Raw genomic sequence first — 16,461 nt, forward strand, 5'->3', positions numbered from 1 at the left:
TGCCAAGGGACCGGATGCGAGCCGACGGTTTGCCGATCCATGAGATCACATCAATCTCCGGGGTGGGGTTTGGTTTCCTGTCGCTCATCGTTGGCGTTCATCGTACCTGGATAACACGCCGGGATGCTATTGCGCGGGCCGGCCGCATGCTGGAATCGCTGGCTGCGGTCAAGCGGTTCCATGGCGCTTTTCCTCACTTCGTCAACGCGTCCAGCGGAAAGACGCTTCCCTTCGCGAAATTCGACGACGGCGGTGATCTCGTTGAAACCGCGCTTCTGGTTCAGGCGCTGATCTGCGTGCGTGAGTTCTTTGGCGGGCAGACATCCGCCGAGATCAAGCTTCGCCGATCCATTGAAGAAATCGTCGAAACGGTGGAGTGGAGCTGGTTTACCAGGGGTAAGACCGGGCCGCTTTTCTGGCACTGGAGCCCGCGATATGCATGGTCGAAAAATCTGCCGATCGCCGGCTGGAACGAGGCTCTGGTTTGTTATGTGCTGGCGGCAGGTTCAACGGCGCATCCGGTCGGCCGGGAAACTTATCATTCCGGGTGGGCACGCGATGGCGCAATCAGGAACGGATCGTCATATTTCGGTGTGCGGCTCCCGCTTGGCGAGCCTTTTGGAGGTCCGCTCTTCCTGTCGCACTATTCGTTCTGCACGCTTGATCCGAGAGGTCTCGGTGATGCCTATTGCAGCGACTATCTGGAACAGGTTCACGCACATTGCCTGATCAATTACCGGTACTGTCGCACGCGCTATGCAGGTGAAGCAGGATGGGGCTTGTCCGCCTGTGACGGGCCGAAAGGTTATCTCGTGAACTCTCCAACCGATGATCATGGCATCATCGCAACAACGGCTGCCCTCTCAAGCATGCCGTTCCTGCCGCAGCGTGCACGCCAGGCGGCGCTGCGCTTTCTGCGATGGCATGGCGGGGCGCTCGTCGGCCGCTTTGGCCTGATGGATTCTTTTCAGCCATCAACAGGCTGGGTCTCCAAAACGCATCTTGCGATCAATCAGGGGCCAGTCGTCGCCATGATGGAGAACGACCGGAGCGGTCTGATTTGGGAACTGTTCATGAACGCGCCGGAAGTCATAGCCGGACTGAACCGGCTGGGTTTCCACCGCGACAGATCGCACGAAAGGACGAAGCAGCAAGAGGCCGGATGAGTGACCGGACACAGCATCGTGCCATCTTCGGGCGGGGTGTTCCTGGTCACGGGCGTTAACCCCGACCGGTCATATTGCGATCGGCTGAGGGGTGCCGGCGCGTGGGTTTAGCGAGCCGTCGGAAGAACTGGTGACGGCCAGCGTCTCCCACCCAATCCCTCCGCGCTTTGCTGGCGGCTGCAGTCATCACCTGTTGCACCGGGTGAGGTCCTGGCGCAAAGGGCCAACGGGTTTGGGCGGCATCGTTATTTGCAATTTTGCAAGGACCTCGCAAATGCAATGATCGCTTCACTAACCTCATGCGGTTTCTCCTGAGGTGCCCAGTGTCCGCAATCCGGTATTATGAAGCTCCGCGTCAGGTTGGGAACAAGCTCGGGCATGGCGTCAATGATCTGTCGCATGGCAGGCATGCTCAATCCCGGATCCTGCTCTCCCACCATATAGACCGCCGGAACCTCCACTTTCAGACCGTGAAGCGAACGTTGCAGGTTCCAGTTGGCGTCGAGGTTGCGATAGTAGTTAAGCCCGCCGCTGAAACCGGTTTGGCCAAAGGCGTCGACATAATGGGCGAAATCAGTCTCGCTCAACCATTGCGGCAGGATGTCGGGCGCCGGCAAGGGCGCGAGCATCCCCTTCATGGGCGATACCATGCCGAACGGATCAGGCGTCCCGTCGCCTTCCTCGCGTGCTCCCGCCTCCCGCGATGCGGAAAACAAAATCTTGCGAAGCGTCGCGCCGATATCCCGCTCAAATTCAGCTTCGGCGATCCCGGGCTCCTGAAAATAAAGGGTGTAGAACAATTCGGTGTCGGATTGTGGAAAGAGACTTGTCGGCGGTACCGGCGGGGAGCCCATCATGGGAACGCCTATTGCAACAACGCCTCTGAAGCGGTCCGGGCGCATAAGGGCTGCCTGCCAGGCCACTGTACTTCCCCAGTCGTTGCCCACAATGACAGCCCTGTCGCAGTTCAGTGCATCGAGCAGGCCCACAAGATCGCCCACCAGGTCAAAAATGGAATACCTGCTGAGTGACGTTGGACTTTCTGTTTCTCCATAGCCCCGCATATCAGGTGCGACGGCGCGAAAGCCAGCTCTTGCCAGTGCGACAAGCTGGTGTCTCCAGGCGTAGGAGGTTTCGGGAAATCCGTGAGCCAAAAGGACAACCGGTCCTTCCCCCTCCTCCTCAACATGCATCCTGAGTCCGTTGGCGACCAGCTTGCGAGACGGCATGGCGAGCTCCTCTGTTATTCCGAAACAATTTATGTTACGGAAAACTTCACGTCAAGTTTCCGAAACAAGGAAAGTTACGAAATGTCAGACACCCGACTTTCCCGCATGCTTCACGTACTTGTTCACATGCATCTGCTCGGCGGGAGTGAAACTTCCGAAACAATCGCGAAAATGCTGAACACCAATCCGGTCGTGGTGCGCAGGACAATGGCTGCCCTGAAGGAGTACGGGATCGTGAAATCAGCGGGAGGGCGAAGCGGTGGCTGGCGGTTTGCAAGGGGAGCCGACCAGATTACCGTCGAGCAGGTCCACGATGCGCTGACGATCGGATCGGCGTTTTCGATTGCCCTTTCGAACGACCATAGCGCCTGTCCTGTCGAGGGTGCTGTGAATATGTTTCTGGGCGAGGCGATGACAGACGCCGAACACACCCTTCGAACCCGTTTTGCGGCGACAACGATTGTTGATCTGGCCAGTGCCTTCGCCTGATATTGTCGGTTCTCCCCGGCCCGGGTTGTGGTGACTCATCACGAGGACTGCTGGCGGTGTCGATCCGGCGACCCGACATGGAAATTGACCATCATCTTTCAGGGCTCTAGAAGAGCTCATCAGCAGAAGGAGGATTATGCGCAGAGGCAGCCATTGTAGCCGCACGTAGCGGTCTTGCCCGGCACCGTAGAGGTTGCCGGACCTCTTGGCATATTTTTCTTCGGAGTTCTCATGAAGAACCATGATGTATTGATCCGGCCTTATGCGCCGGCAAAGGACACACAAGAGCTCTCACTCATCTGGCTGGAGGCGTCACGCGTGGTCCATCCGTTTATAGGCGAAGCGCGTTTGGTCGAGCAGCGAGCGCTCATTGAAAATCAATATCTGCCCAGCGCCGAAACCTGGGTGGCGACCATTCACGATCTGCCCTGCGGCTTCATCAGCCTGCTCGACACATTCGTCGGAGGAATATTTGTTTCTCCAAACCGTCAGGGCCGTGGAATCGGACGCCGGCTCATTGCTCATGCTCTCGGTCTCAGGGGAGAACTTTCTCTCGATGTTTACATCGAAAACCGGCAGGCAATGTCCTTCTATACCGGACTGGGTTTCAGGGAGCTCTCACGCCGTCCTGTCGACGATGATGGCTATCCGTTTGAAAACGCGCGTCTGCGTCTGACGGGCTAATGGATTGCCGGGCGGCCCAAGGCCGCCCTGATTGCCGCGTTTGAACAGGACTGCCCAGGCCGTCCATCCCACAAGGCGCATTGCCCATTCCTGTCTTCCCGCCCTACGATGCTCGGTTGATCTCGCCAATGGGCAAGCAGGCTCGCGCCTGTCCGTTCATCATAAAACCGGTTTTCAGTCGCCGGACCCACGACCAGCCCCACCGATCACCGGGGAGCGGACTTCGCCCTCCCCCTTCGTTCCGGAGGATGTGAGAGCACATCCACCGGAACGGTGGGTAAAGGCTTCACCCACTGCGGGGCTTGCTCCTGAACTGTGGCAACAACGGAGAGCCTGTCATGACCGTATACCCCAGCACCGCATGTTTCGACACCGGCCGCGCCTTGACCGAAGACGAACTGCGCAAGACCGCGCCATCGATCTTCGCAACGTAGGCACACGAAAGCAGATCAGAGCGCTTCCGGCCAATTCATGGCCGCCGCCGGCGTGTCACATCCCGCGCCGTTTACCGGCATCGATCAGGACATCAAGCTCAACAAGGCGCTCTGGCTCCTTGGAGCCGAGAAGGCCAGGCTGAAGGGTGCACATTGATGCGCCCCGCCTCGTCACTCTTTTCGGCGGAGCTGTTCAATTGCTGCACGGCTTTGAAGGAGACGGATTGGAGCAGGTTCACAACTCTTGAAGCTGCTGACGAGGGTGCGGACTGTATCGAGGGCGGATATTCTCCCAAAGAGGCTTCGTTCTTCACAATTTATGGGCGCCTCAAAGAGGGTGGTTGCGAAGCCATCACGGATTGCCCTGATTCTAACAGCGCCAGTCGTGTTGCCTCACAACTTTGCGCCCTGAGTGGATTGACGCTTGAAATTGTTTGCTAGATGCCACCAATGGCAACGCCGGGAGATGCGGTGAAACCACAGACCGGATTTTGCGAGGAACCTGGCCACCTTCGAGGTGGCTCCCCTGACGCCCCGCCCCTCGAACTCCCGCCCCACCCTTCACTCAGAACTTATATGCGCCGACGTCCTTTCGGGGTCGGAACAACAGTAGTTCAATCGCACGTCAAGGTCGAACGGACATCTCGGATCGCCAGAAATCTGGCTCTAGGTCGACTTCTTTGATTATTGCCCGGCGAAACTGGATGCGCAATCGCACTGATCGCGGCCCGGATCCATCGGAGTGCGGGATCGGCCTGTCGCCTCTTGTGCGAGATCAGCGTGAACGGGACCGGAGGGAACTCGATTGGCGAAGGCAGTATGACCAATCTCTTGTGGCGCCGAAGCGTCTCCAGGCTTTTCGCGGCGACTGTGAGAATGAGGTCGGTCCCGATAATTGTATTTGGCGCGACGCTCCAGTGCGGGAGCACCAGCGCCACCCGGCGACTGAATCCTGCCGTGTGAATGGTCTCATCAATCTCTGTCGATGCCTCACCATGAACGGCGACCAGCGCATGGGGGCGGGCGAGATAGGCATCCAGGTCAATCCGGTCGGCCAATGGCGGAAGAGTAGCGCGATCTACAAGGCAGACATACTGGTCCGAAAACAATAACTCGGAGTGAATCTGGGCAGGCAGGTGCGGAAACACGCCAAGGCCCAGATCTATATCTCCGTCGACCACCCCGGCGACCATTCCTTCCCGGCTCAGCTGAGTGATTGACAGATCTATGCCCGGCGCCGATCGCCCTATCAGCGACATCAGTTCGGGCAGGATGATGCTGGCGCCGTAATCCGACATTGCCAACCTGAAAACGTGCCGGCCTCGCGCCGGATCGAACCCGCCGGGCCCAAGCACCGCGCGTATCTGGGCAAGCGCTTCCTTCACCGGCTGTGAGAGTTCGAGCGCGCGGATGGTCGGTGACAGACCGCCGCTGTGGCGCGTAAAGAGAGGATCTTCAAGAAGCACGCGCAATCTCGCCAGCGCGTGGCTGACCGCCGGCTGACTCATGTTCAGCCGCAGCGCCGCGCGTGATACGTGGCGCTCGGATAGCAACGCATCGAGTACTACCAGAAGGTTGAGGTCCACACCGCGAAGATTATTCATGCTGTGCATGATACCCGCCGTAATCTGAATTTCACATAGTCCAGATGCATAATTAGAAGAAGAGCCTGTTCAAGTCGCGAAAGGACATCTTCTCATGCAGCCTTTGGCTTTCCTCGTTGCAGCGCTGATCTCTGGCGCTCTTGTCCCCTTCCAGGCCGGCGCGAATGCGGCGCTCGGCCGCGCTCTTGGCCACCCCCTCTGGGCGACAGTGGTATCGCTTGTGACAAGCGCCATCCTCGTCGTACCCTTGATGATTGCGTTGCGCGTTTCCGCGCCGACGATCGCAAATCTCTCCGTCCAGCCGAAGTGGATCTGGATCGGAGGCATTGCCGGAGTGACCTACATCACGGTGGCGCTCCTTCTTGCCACGAAGCTCGGGGCTGCGGGCTTCATGACGGCAGTCATTGCGGGCCAGATCCTCGCTTCGATCACGATCGACTATTTCGGTATTGTCGGTTTTACGGCAAGGCCGATTTCCGGATATCGTCTCGCAGGAGCGCTGCTGGTTGTCGCCGGTGTCCTGGTCATGCAGAGCCCAGTTCTTTGGCGAACGGTGTGCCAGGTGTCGCAACTTCCCACTCAATCCTGACCAGCAGGAGAAATACCATGGATAATCACGACAGAACCTTCCCGAGCGTATATTCGCTGGGCGGTGACGCTGTACCGGTGCAGGTGCGCATTGCCAGGCCGACCGACAAGCTTGAGGACGTAGTCGCGTTTTATCGCGGTGGCCTGGGCCTGCCGGAGCTCGCCCGATTCGAAGCTCACGCCGGCTACGATGGCATCATGCTCGGCCTACCCGGCAAGTCTGTGCATCTTGAATTTACCCGACACGCAGAGGGCAGTTCGTGTCCCGCTCCAAGCTTCGATAATCTGCTGGTGCTATACATCACCGAGCCTGATGCTTATGATCGCCTCAACGAGCGGATGCAAGGAATGGGTTATGCGCCCCTGGAACCGGAAAATCCATACTGGCTCGAGCGCAGCTTCACCTATCAGGATCCTGACGGCTGGCGTGTGGTGATATGCCGCGAGACCGGTATTTGACGCCGGCGGCACACCGATACGTCGTTGTGGATCCTCACGCTGATGTTGCAGCGAGACGTTGCCAGTAGCGTGTCGAACCCATCAGCTCCATTAAAAGGGATGGTGCGTTCCTCCGGATAAGGAAGCGGGACGTTCCATCCGCGAAGGCCTGGGCGCCATAGCGCCAGGTCCCGCCAACGCGCCGGAAGATCCGGACAATTCTCTGGACGGGGTTGGCGAGACCCAGCTACAGTGAAAAAATCCAGGCGGCTCGATCGCGGAAATTCCCGGCGACGACACAGCAAGCTGATCTCGCATCGGACACGGTCCGATGCTATCTCTATTGTAGCAAAGAGGGGAGTAGGACAACCATGGACTTGATAATTCCCAGCACCGCCAATCTCAGCCTGTTCGTCAGCGCCACGCTGGTGCTGCTTCTCGTGCCGGGACCGGCGGTTCTTTACATCTTCGCGCGCTCCGTCGAGCAAGGTCGTTCCGCCGGTCTCGTTTCGATTCTCGGCATACATTCGGCCACGCTGGTTCATGTCGTCGCAGCCGCTGTGGGGCTGTCGGCGCTTCTGGCGTCGTCTGCTCTCGCCTTCAGCGTGGTAAAGTATGCGGGCGCGGCCTATCTGATCTGGCTTGGTCTCAAGAAGCTCTTCGGCCCATCGGATCTTCCGGACATAGAAGGGATGGTGCCAGCGCGTAGCCGCATGCGCATCTTTCGTGAGGGTTTCATAGTCAACCTCCTCAATCCGAAGACCGCGCTGTTCTTTCTGGCATTCCTGCCGCAGTTCGTTGAGGTCGACCGTGGCCATGTGGCAATGCAGGTCGCATTCCTCGGGATTCTCTACACAGCGATCGGCGTGCTCACGGATGGCGCCTATGCACTTGCTGCCGGCACGGCGGGCAACTGGCTGAAGCGTAGTCCTGTCTACCTGAAAGCTGAACGCTGGGTCAGTGGTTTCGTGTATATCGGTCTTGGCATGACGGCTGCTCTTTCGGGCAACCACAAAAAATAGGTCATCATACGGTCGGGAAAGCTCCGTGGGAATGACAAGGGCCGAGCGAGAACGTGCTTCCCGTTGCGTCGTAGCCATTGCGGAGGCTCTGAGGTCGCGATCACGGCCGTCCTCAGGCCGCTCTTGGTGTTTCAGTATCCCGATGATCTGCTCGTCCGTGAACCGTGCATGCTCCATTCCGTCCGTCTCACTGATACGACGGGCTCTACCAACACCTGGAAGAAGTTAAGTGTCCCAGATTACCGCGCGCCGGCGCTTCGATTCTACGCCATTCCCTCTCTTGGGAACGGAAACCTCACAGCCCGCTGGCCGCTAGTCGTCATTTTTCGAGCGCTTTATGACGCCGAGATGCGCGCTCATTCGCCCGGCTCGGATTTTTTTATTTTCCCTCTTGAACAACGGGATCTGAAAACCAAATCGTTATGCGCCGGTTGCTGAAAGTTGGACCGGCCGAATGGAGGCGCTGTCTTACGGCGCTTCCATGCCCATGTTGCTTCAAGGAGAATATGGCTATGACGACCTCTTTTGACTATGCACCGTTATTCCGGTCGACGATCGGCTTCGACAGGGTGTTCAATCTGCTTGAAAATGCACAGCGCGCGCGCCAGCTCAACGACTGGCCGCCCTACGACATTCTAAAGACTGGCGAAGAAACCTACAGCATCGCACTTGCGGTAGCCGGTTTTTCACCCGATGAGCTCGAAATTACCTTTCAGTCAAATCTCTTGAAGGTCAGCGGGAGGAGGCAGGAAAACGCCGGGAACGGCTATCTGCACCGCGGCATCGCAGGCCGTCCGTTCGAGCATCGCTTTGAGCTTGCCGACCATGTCAGGGTCAGCAGCGCCGATCTCCGAAACGGTCTCCTGACAATCAGTCTTGTCAGGGAGATACCGGAAGCGCTCAAGCCGCGAAAAATCGAGATCCGAGCGGACTCACCCGCGCTTGCATCGCCTGCATCAGTCCAGATCGACGCGCAGGAGGCAGCTTAAACGGACCTTGTCCAGGAGAGCCGCTCAGACGGCTCTCCATAATGTGTCAGGATTGGGAAGGAGAGAAAAATGAAACCAGGAATGTTTCATGAACCGGTCACCGTTCTTGTGGGGCTGGGTTTTCCGGTCGAGATACGCGGGGTGACGGAGGCGTACCGGCATCTGTGCGAGTGGCCGCAGGCCCTCAGAGACAGAGCGCACGCTGTCGCTGTCAACGCGTGCCGGGCAGCGTTGTCCGATGAAATTGAAGCCGAGACCGCGCGGAGCCTTTTTGTCGCTTTTGCCGAGAAACATGACCTACTTGCCCCTGACTGCAATTCTCTTGTTGCATTCAGGAAGCCTCGCGACAAAAATCCAAACGTGCGGTAGGTGGCGACGCCACCGACCAAGTCGGTGACGGATAGCCACGCCTGTTCGATCTGTGCCAAGAGGCAAGTCACTCACAGTTCGTCCAGTGTTTCGTTAAGGGCCTCTATATTGCGCAGGCGGGTGCGACCGGTCGCCCCCGCCTTTTCAAGGCAACGGGTTATGAGAAGATGGCAGAGAGCCATCACCGCCGTATGATTAAAGAGCGGTCCTGGCGCGAGCGTCTGGCACTGAAAGTGCCACGTCGCCTTCGTCTCAAAGGGAGCGCCCTCGTCGGTCACGTAAAGAAGCTTTGCCTTCGAGTGTCTCACCTGATCGACGATCCCATCGGATTGGCTGGTTCTTCGACGCAGTCCGAAGAAAATCACGACGTCATTTTCACCAATGCTGACCAGATGCTCGCCCATGGTCTGCCCGGCACCCGGGATAACGATAATGCTTTCGATGACCTGAGTAAGCTGCCATTGGAGATAGGCTGCAAAGGGGTAGCTGCTGCGGAAGCCTATCACCCAGACCTTGCGTGCAAGAAGTAGTGCTGTGACGGCACCGTCGATCTGGTTTTCCGAAATTCCGAAAAATGTGGCTTCGATATTGAGGAGAGCCTGTGCGACATGCGCCTTGATCGATTGTCTGGCTCCAGCATCGGCAGCCCGCGCCAGAAAGAGCCTCGAACCCGTCTGCTTCTCCGCCCTGGCGTGTCGTCTGGCTTCCTCATAATTTTCGTAGCCAAGCCGCCGGATGAAACGTGTCACGGTTGCCTTGGAAACATGCGCCAGTGCTGCAAGCTCCTGGGCAGAATAACTGGCGAGTTCGCCGGGAAAATCGCAAACGAATTCTCCAATCCGCTTTTCTGCGGGGTGAAGATCCGGCAGGGATTGCCTAACGCGGAACAGGAATGATCTTTCCTTGGGCACACGATGCTCCGGTGAAATCTCAACGCCACAATCTTCAGTCGCCCTGGTGCGGCTTGCAATAGAAAAAGCGACAGTTTGCATGACTGGCAAGCCGATATGCGTTACCGTTGCGCGGGGTTTGTCCCTCCATCAAGCTCCATTGTGCGGATGAGCAGCTCCACAGCTGACCGGATTGGTGCAATAATTGGCATGGACACGATACGCTGCAGGTTGTCAGCCGCTTGTCCCAGTGGGCCACCACCTATGATGACGACATCGGCGCCGTCTCGCTCGAAACACTCCCGAACAGCGATTTCCAGCGCTGTCTGCAATGCTGCCGGGTCTGAAGCCAGGTGCTGTGGATCTCCCCTGGTTAGTCGTGTACCGGTAAAAAGCGACACCACGCCGAGTGTTTGCGCCTTTGCAGCAAAACTACCCACCAAATCGGGGGTCACGGTGGCGATCCCGAAACGACGATCACCGGCCGCGGCTTCCATCATGCTGGCCTGACAGATGCCGACGGTGGGAACGCCGGATGTAACAGCGAGGCGCTCCAGCCCTGGATCGCCGAAAGCGCAGACAATGAGGCCGTCGTTCCGGCGGGCCAGCTTGCGCCCTGTCTCCACGACGCTGTCGGCGGCAGCGGCCAGTTCGACGTCGTTGAGGATCATGGGTACACCATGTGCCGCGGTGTGCCCTTCGATTGCAAACCCCTCCGGAAGGTAGCTACGGGCGATATCTGTCATCATCGCGGTCGTCGCTTGCGAGGTATTCGGGTTGATCAATCCTATGCGTTTCATCGTTCCTGCATGACCACGAGGGTTTGTTTGTCCTGCTCGGTTGTTATGGGTAGCGCCTGGATTCAAGGGTGTTCAATCGGGAAAAAGGCAGGCAACACCCGCACCGCCGGAAAGCGGAAGGAGTGGCGGGATTTGCTTTTGGCAAAGATCGCTCACCTGCACGCATCGCGGCGCGAAAGCGCAACCCGGTGGCATTGCCGCCAGATCGGGTGGGGCGCCTGGAATGGTGACCAGTCGGTCGCGTCCTTCGGCCAGTTCGACGCGCGCGCCAAGCAAGCCTTTTGTATAGGGATGACGCGGATTCCGGATGATATCGCCAACCAGCCCCTCCTCGACGATACGACCTGCATACATGACTGCAATACGGTCAGCCACCTCGGCCGCCACGCCGATGTCATGGGTGATAAAGATGACTGACAGACCATATTCCCGCTGCAGCTCGCGAATGAGCAGCAGGATCTGAATCTGGACTGTGGCATCCAGTGCTGTCGTCGGTTCGTCGGCCAATAAAACTTTGGGATTGCACGCAAGCGCCATCGCGATCATGGCGCGCTGAAGCATACCGCCCGACATTTCGTGAGGATAATTGGAAAGGCGTCGCTCTGGCGAGGGAATACGGACTTTCTGGAACAAGGCAAGCGCCCGTTCGGCAGCTAAACCGCGCGACACCTTTTCATGCCGCATGATGGTTTCCTCGATTTGCCGACCAACGGTATAGACGGGATCAAGCGCCAGACGCGGCTCCTGAAAAACCATGGAGACGACAGCCCCGCGCAGATCGGAAAGCGCACGGTTGGAAAGCGACATGATATCATGCCCGTCAACCGTCATGCCGCCTTCGATCAAGGTTCCCTTGGGGTGAAGCCGCAACAATGAGCGCATCGTCACGCTTTTGCCCGAACCGGATTCACCGAGCAGGGCGACCACTTCTCCAGGCTTCACGGAAAGGCTGACACCGTTGACGGCCTTTACCGCCTTTCCGCCACGCCGAAACGTTACCGAAAGATTGCTGATATCGATCATCGCATCATTCTGCATGGTCATGCCTCCATCATTACAGGGGCGCGGCTATGGCCGGAACCAGGTACCGCCATGAGACAGGCTGCGGCCTGATCACTGGAAATGCCGGTCAACGGTGGCAATGTCCGGTGGCAGACATCCTCCGCAAAACTGCAGCGGGTGTGGAAGCGACAACCGGAGGGCGGATCGATCGGGTTTGGCGGATCACCCGTCAACGGCGGCGCTTCGGTTCGCTCGGCCGGGTCCATCTTCGGCATAGAGGCCAAAAGTGCCGCCGAATAGGGGTGAATCGTATTGCCGTAAATCGCATCGCGACTGCCCACTTCCGCTACCTTGCCGAGATACATGACCATGACCCTGTCGCACATGAAGCGCACGACATTGAGATCGTGTGAGATGAACAGATAGGTCAGGCCGAAATCGCGTTTGAGGTCGAGAAGCAGGTTGAGAACCTGCGCCTCCACAGACTTGTCGAGGGCCGAGACCGCCTCGTCCAGAATGACCAGCCTTGGCTCAAGCGCCAGCGCCCGGGCAATATTGACGCGCTGCCTCTGGCCGCCGGACAATTCATGAGGATAACGGCCTGCAAAACGCGACGGCTCCAGACCTACGCGTTGAAGCAGATCATGTGCTCTCGCAATGGCCTTTGCGGCTGGCGTTCCATGAACCTGTGGAGCAAATGCTATGGATTGCTCGATCGTCAGTCTCGGATTGAGGGAAGCATAACTATCCTGAAAAACCATCTGCACCTGACGGCGATAGGCCGAAAGCGGCAGTGCGCTTCCAACCGTTTCACCGTCGAAGAGAATTTCGCCCTGGTCCGGTTCGATCAGTTGCATCAAAAGTCGTGCCGTCGTCGACTTGCCGCAGCCGCTTTCACCGACCACACCCAACGTCTCTCCTTTCAGAATATCGAAATCGACCCCGTCTACAGCGCGCACCACTTTCTTCGGCTTGAGAAAGCCGCTGCCCTTGACCGGGAAATGCTTGAGCAGCCCGCGAGCGGAGATCAACGGCTGGGCAGGGCCACCCCGTTCACCAACAGGCAGTTCGAAAGCCGGTTTTCCAACGATGTTGATCATGACTTCACGTCCATGGCTGTGCGCAGCCCGTCTGAGAAAAGGTTGAAGCAGATCGAAGTGATGAAGATCATCGCGCCGGGCAGAGCCGCGACGAAGGGATTGGTGTAAATCGCCGTGCGCAGCGTATTGAGCATCAGCCCCCATTCTGCGTCGGGCGGGCGTACACCCAGCCCCAGGAACGACAGGCCTGATGCAAGGATCATCGACACCGAAATCAGGCTTGTGGCGAAGACAAAAATCGGGCCAAGCACGTTTCCAAGGATATGAACACGAATGATGGTGAAGGCCGGGGCACCCGATGCGCGTGCCGCATCAACGTAATCCAGCTTTCGCACCTGCGTTGTCACGCTTTCGGCGATACGGGCGATCTGCGGAATGAACACCACCGTCAAAGACACCAGCGCGTTGGTGAGGCCGGACCCAAGTGCTCCTGACAGCGCGACGGCAAGCAGAACCGACGGAAAAGCGTAGAAAACATCGACCGTGCGCATAATCAGGGTGTTGATTAAGCCGCCGGTATAACCGGCAATGATGCCGATTGCCGAGCCGATAACAAACGCGATAGGCACCGGCACGACCCCCATGATCAGCGACAGCCGTGCCCCATAGATCAAACGTGACAGCATATCGCGACCGAGTTCGTCGGTTCCGAGAATATATCCTTCCGTTCCAATCGGTTTCAGGCGGCGGATCACACTGCCCTTTGCCGGGTCGTAAGGCGCAAGATAAGGGGCGAAAATGGCAATAAGGATGAGAAGAACGAGGAGTGCCAGCGCCACCATCGCGACCGGATCGCGACTGAGACGTCTCAAAACGCCGCTCCAGAAGCCGGGAGACTTGGTAATTTTCTCGATGGGAATTTCGGACGCTATGGTGATGGCAGCCATTGTCAGCTCCTCTGGATGCGGGGATCGATGGCGCTCTGCAACACGTCGACCAAAAGATTGAGGACAACGAAGAACATCGCGAGCACCAGGATGGTGCCTTGCAGGATCGGCAAATCACGGGTGAAGATTGCACCGTTCAGAAGAAAGCCGGTACCGGGCCAGGAAAATACCGTCTCGATCAGAATTGACCCGCCGAGAAGATATCCCAGTTGCAGGCCCATGACGGAAAGTGCAGTGGGCGCGGCGTTGCGCACGACATGGCGCAGGATATGACCTCGCATCAGCCCCTTGGCCGCAAGCGCCTGGGTGAAATCCTGGGCAAGAATGTCTGCTACCAGCGAACGGATCGTGCGGGCGATAATCCCCATCGGAATGACCGACATCGTGACTGCCGGCAGAACAAGATACTGGAGATATTCCCAGCCGAAGCTTCGACCGGAAGACCCTCCAGGGCCGCCCCCCATCGCCGGCAACCAGCCCAGCGTGACCGAAAAGGTGATGACCAGCACCATGCCGAGCCAGTAATGCGGCACGCTGACGCCAAGCATCGATATTCCCGATGACAGACGATCGACCCATCCACCGCGAAAGACACCGGCAAGAAATCCCAATGTTGCTCCGCCAACAAAACCGATCACCGCCGCAGACAGGGCAAGAATGATCGAATTGATCGACGCATCAATGATATCGGCGAGAACGGGACGCCCTGTCGCTATCGACGTCCCAAGATCACCCTGCACGGCATGCCACACCCAAAGGGCATATTGCGCCGGCAAGGGACGGTCGAGGCCGTAAAACGCCCGCATCTGGGCCTGCATTTCCGCAGAGGCATCCGAGGGCAAAATCGCGGCAAGCGGATCACCAGGGGCGATATGGATCAGCATGAAGCACACAATGCTCACGCCGATCGCGACGGGAATGACATGCAACAGTCGTTTTATGGCGTAGAGCAGCATGATGTCCTCGTGAGAGTCAGATCGGGCATCGGCAATGACAGGGCGGGGTCATTCCCGCCCTGTCGCTGTGCAAAAATCAGGGATCCATGGAGATCGTCGAAAAGTCCTGGAACCAGTTCTGTGCCTGAACAAAGCCCTTGACCTTGGTGGACATGGCGCGCGGGTTGACGTCATGCGTCACCATCAGGAAGAGCGCGTCATTGACATATTTCTCATGAATCTTCTGGAGTACCTTGTCTTGCTCAGCCGCATCGAAGGTGTTGCGCACCTGACTGAACAGGGCATCCATTTCCTGGTCACAGTAAAAACCCCAGTTGGTGCCGTTTGGCGGCGCCAGATTGCACTGTGACTGGCGGATCAATGCCGTAAAAGGGTCCTGGATGAAGTAGCTGTAGTTGATGGCGCTGGCACCCTTTGCGCTCGGGTCTTTGGCACCGGCGCGCCAGATGTTGATAACCGTGTTCCAGTCGGCAACCTCATATTCGACATTGATGCCGATTTCCGACAGGGTCTGCTGGATGTATTCGTTCATGGCGAGCGGCAGCATCTGACCCGAACCGGATGAAGAGATCACAACCTTTGTGGTGATGGGCTTGTCCGGGCCGTATCCAGCTTCGGCCATCAGCTTTTTTGCTTCCTCGACATTATACTCAAGCTTGAAAGTCGGCTTGCCGAACCATTGATGCCCGGGTGGCAGATAACCCTGAGCCGGGACGGAGAGACCGCCGAGCAGTTCATTGAGGCCTTCGCGGTCAACCGCAAGGTTGGCAGCCTTGCGAACGCGGATATCGTTCCACGGTGAGCCTTCGACGCGCGACAGATGCCACGTCCAGTTATGCGGATAGGAATTGGTGACGATACTGAAACCGGCATCCTTCAAAGACTTGACCGAATCCGGCGCCGGTGCCTCGATCCAGTCCACCTGACCGGACCGCAGGGCTGCCACGCGTGTATTGGGTTCGGGAAGCGGCACAAGAACCAGCTTGTCGAGCTTCGGCACCCGCGCCTTGTCCCAATAGTCCTTGTTGGCCGTCAGCTCAGCCCGTTCACGCGGTGTAAAACCGCTTTCCATTTTCCATGGGCCTGTGCCGGAAGGCTTCTGGGCAACTGCATCCCAGTTCTTGCCTTGCGCTTCCCAATTCGCCGGGGAGGACATCAGAACCCAGCTCAACTGGTAGGGAAGTGTAGCGTCGGGGGTCTTGGTGACGATCTCTACCGTCAACGGATCGATGACCTTGTAGGAGGCAACTGCCGGAATGCGCGACTTGCCCTGTGCCGACTGGCGCTTGTCGAACTGCGGTGCATCGCTCACCAGCAACTTGTCGAGGTTCCAGACCACTGCGGCGGCATCGAATGTGCTGCCGTCATGGAATTTGACGCCATCACGCAGTTTGAACGTCCACTTTGTCTTGTCGGCGGGATCGACCTCCCAGGAGGTCGCAAGCGCCGGGATCAGTGCCGAGGGTTTGTCTGCGCTCGAGAGGTCCCATTCGATCAATGCATTGTAAAGCGTATAGCCCATGAAACGCTGGCCTTCGCCACCCTGATCCGTTTGACCTGTGGTGAGCGGTATATCGGAGGCGGTCATGCCGATACGAAGCGTCCCGACTGCCAGGGCTTCTGACGCATTCCCCGCCATCAGCGAGACTATGGCGACGCCCGCCAGCGTTGCTATCCGCAGGCCTTTGAGCATCGGAGGCGTCTTCCCGGATATCTGCATCATGCTGTTCCCTCTTCTTGTTTGCCGCCAGGTCTCTGCCCGGCAAAAAAGAAGAAGCAGATTTCATGCCAGTTTCCGTGAAACTGGAATTTCA

The 16,461-nt window shown here is 58.0% G+C and carries 18 protein-coding genes; 9 read left to right on the forward strand and 9 right to left on the reverse strand.

Annotated features, from left to right (window positions below):
* Positions 1 to 14 precede the first annotated feature (14 nt).
* Positions 15 to 1,166, forward strand: coding sequence for a glucoamylase family protein (locus V6S97_RS21320; protein ID WP_111785167.1), 1,152 nt, complete (start codon positions 15 to 17; stop codon positions 1,164 to 1,166).
* 245 nt (positions 1,167 to 1,411) lie between these two features.
* Here the strand turns inward: V6S97_RS21320 and V6S97_RS21325 are convergent, their stop codons facing one another.
* Entirely contained in the window at positions 1,412 to 2,395 is a 984-nt protein-coding gene (locus V6S97_RS21325; protein ID WP_111785166.1) for an alpha/beta fold hydrolase, read from the reverse strand.
* An 81-nt stretch (positions 2,396 to 2,476) separates the two neighbouring features.
* On the opposite strand from V6S97_RS21325, the gene V6S97_RS21330 reads away from it, so the two are divergent.
* The 3 genes from V6S97_RS21330 to V6S97_RS21340 all read left to right on the forward strand — a co-directional run bounded on the left by V6S97_RS21330 (position 2,477) and on the right by V6S97_RS21340 (position 4,002).
* Entirely contained in the window at positions 2,477 to 2,884 is a 408-nt protein-coding gene (locus V6S97_RS21330) for an RrF2 family transcriptional regulator (protein WP_020808177.1), read from the forward strand.
* A 231-nt stretch (positions 2,885 to 3,115) separates the two neighbouring features.
* Entirely contained in the window at positions 3,116 to 3,568 is a 453-nt protein-coding gene (locus V6S97_RS21335) for a GNAT family N-acetyltransferase (protein WP_111785165.1), read from the forward strand.
* Positions 3,569 to 3,906: 338 nt separating this feature from the next.
* Positions 3,907 to 4,002 (forward strand): phosphoribosylamine-glycine ligase, encoded by a 96-nt coding sequence (locus V6S97_RS21340; RefSeq protein WP_111785164.1) that lies wholly within the window; start codon positions 3,907 to 3,909, stop codon positions 4,000 to 4,002.
* A gap of 614 nt (positions 4,003 to 4,616) precedes the next feature.
* On the opposite strand, the gene V6S97_RS21345 is transcribed toward V6S97_RS21340, so the two are convergent.
* Entirely contained in the window at positions 4,617 to 5,615 is a 999-nt protein-coding gene (locus V6S97_RS21345; protein ID WP_111785263.1) for a LysR family transcriptional regulator, read from the reverse strand.
* A gap of 85 nt (positions 5,616 to 5,700) precedes the next feature.
* On the opposite strand from V6S97_RS21345, the gene V6S97_RS21350 reads away from it, so the two are divergent.
* The 5 genes from V6S97_RS21350 (at position 5,701) to V6S97_RS21370 (ending at position 9,012) form a co-directional block, all read left to right on the forward strand.
* Positions 5,701 to 6,195, forward strand: a complete 495-nt coding sequence (locus V6S97_RS21350; RefSeq protein ID WP_111792139.1) for a DMT family transporter — start codon at positions 5,701 to 5,703, stop codon at positions 6,193 to 6,195.
* 17 nt (positions 6,196 to 6,212) lie between these two features.
* A complete protein-coding gene (locus V6S97_RS21355) occupies positions 6,213 to 6,653 on the forward strand; it encodes a VOC family protein (RefSeq protein WP_020808182.1) in 441 nt (146 codons plus the stop codon).
* A 350-nt stretch (positions 6,654 to 7,003) separates the two neighbouring features.
* Complete coding sequence (locus tag V6S97_RS21360; RefSeq protein WP_020808183.1) at positions 7,004 to 7,654, forward strand: LysE family translocator; 651 nt, start codon at positions 7,004 to 7,006, stop codon at positions 7,652 to 7,654.
* Between the two features lie 512 nt (positions 7,655 to 8,166).
* Positions 8,167 to 8,643 (forward strand): Hsp20 family protein, encoded by a 477-nt coding sequence (locus V6S97_RS21365; protein WP_020808184.1) that lies wholly within the window; start codon positions 8,167 to 8,169, stop codon positions 8,641 to 8,643.
* 69 nt (positions 8,644 to 8,712) lie between these two features.
* Positions 8,713 to 9,012, forward strand: a complete 300-nt coding sequence (locus V6S97_RS21370) for a DUF982 domain-containing protein (RefSeq protein WP_020808185.1) — start codon at positions 8,713 to 8,715, stop codon at positions 9,010 to 9,012.
* Between the two features lie 71 nt (positions 9,013 to 9,083).
* Here the strand turns inward: V6S97_RS21370 and V6S97_RS21375 are convergent, their stop codons facing one another.
* From V6S97_RS21375 to V6S97_RS21405, 7 genes are all read right to left on the reverse strand, one after another.
* Positions 9,084 to 9,923, reverse strand: a complete 840-nt coding sequence (locus tag V6S97_RS21375) for a MurR/RpiR family transcriptional regulator (RefSeq protein WP_020808186.1) — start codon at positions 9,921 to 9,923, stop codon at positions 9,084 to 9,086.
* 101 nt (positions 9,924 to 10,024) lie between these two features.
* Positions 10,025 to 10,702, reverse strand: a complete 678-nt coding sequence (locus V6S97_RS21380) for an aspartate/glutamate racemase family protein (protein WP_111785265.1) — start codon at positions 10,700 to 10,702, stop codon at positions 10,025 to 10,027.
* Positions 10,703 to 10,774: 72 nt separating this feature from the next.
* Positions 10,775 to 11,746 (reverse strand): ABC transporter ATP-binding protein, encoded by a 972-nt coding sequence (locus V6S97_RS21385; RefSeq protein WP_111785266.1) that lies wholly within the window; start codon positions 11,744 to 11,746, stop codon positions 10,775 to 10,777.
* Complete coding sequence (locus tag V6S97_RS21390; protein ID WP_111785267.1) at positions 11,743 to 12,804, reverse strand: ABC transporter ATP-binding protein; 1,062 nt, start codon at positions 12,802 to 12,804, stop codon at positions 11,743 to 11,745. The genes V6S97_RS21385 and V6S97_RS21390 overlap by 4 nt, the downstream gene beginning before the upstream one ends.
* Positions 12,801 to 13,691: an ABC transporter permease gene (locus tag V6S97_RS21395; RefSeq protein ID WP_087747324.1), complete on the reverse strand. Its 891-nt coding sequence runs from the start codon at positions 13,689 to 13,691 to the stop codon at positions 12,801 to 12,803. Before V6S97_RS21395 ends, V6S97_RS21390 begins: the two co-directional genes overlap by 4 nt.
* 2 nt (positions 13,692 to 13,693) lie before the next feature.
* On the reverse strand, positions 13,694 to 14,647 hold the full coding sequence (locus V6S97_RS21400; RefSeq protein WP_020808191.1) for an ABC transporter permease: 954 nt from the start codon (positions 14,645 to 14,647) through the stop codon (positions 13,694 to 13,696).
* Between the two features lie 76 nt (positions 14,648 to 14,723).
* A complete protein-coding gene (locus V6S97_RS21405; protein WP_236760611.1) occupies positions 14,724 to 16,286 on the reverse strand; it encodes an ABC transporter substrate-binding protein in 1,563 nt (520 codons plus the stop codon).
* Positions 16,287 to 16,461: the final 175 nt, after the last annotated feature.

The organism is Agrobacterium sp. CCNWLW155 (genome assembly GCF_036888815.1).
Lineage (GTDB): Bacteria > Pseudomonadota > Alphaproteobacteria > Rhizobiales > Rhizobiaceae > Agrobacterium > Agrobacterium radiobacter.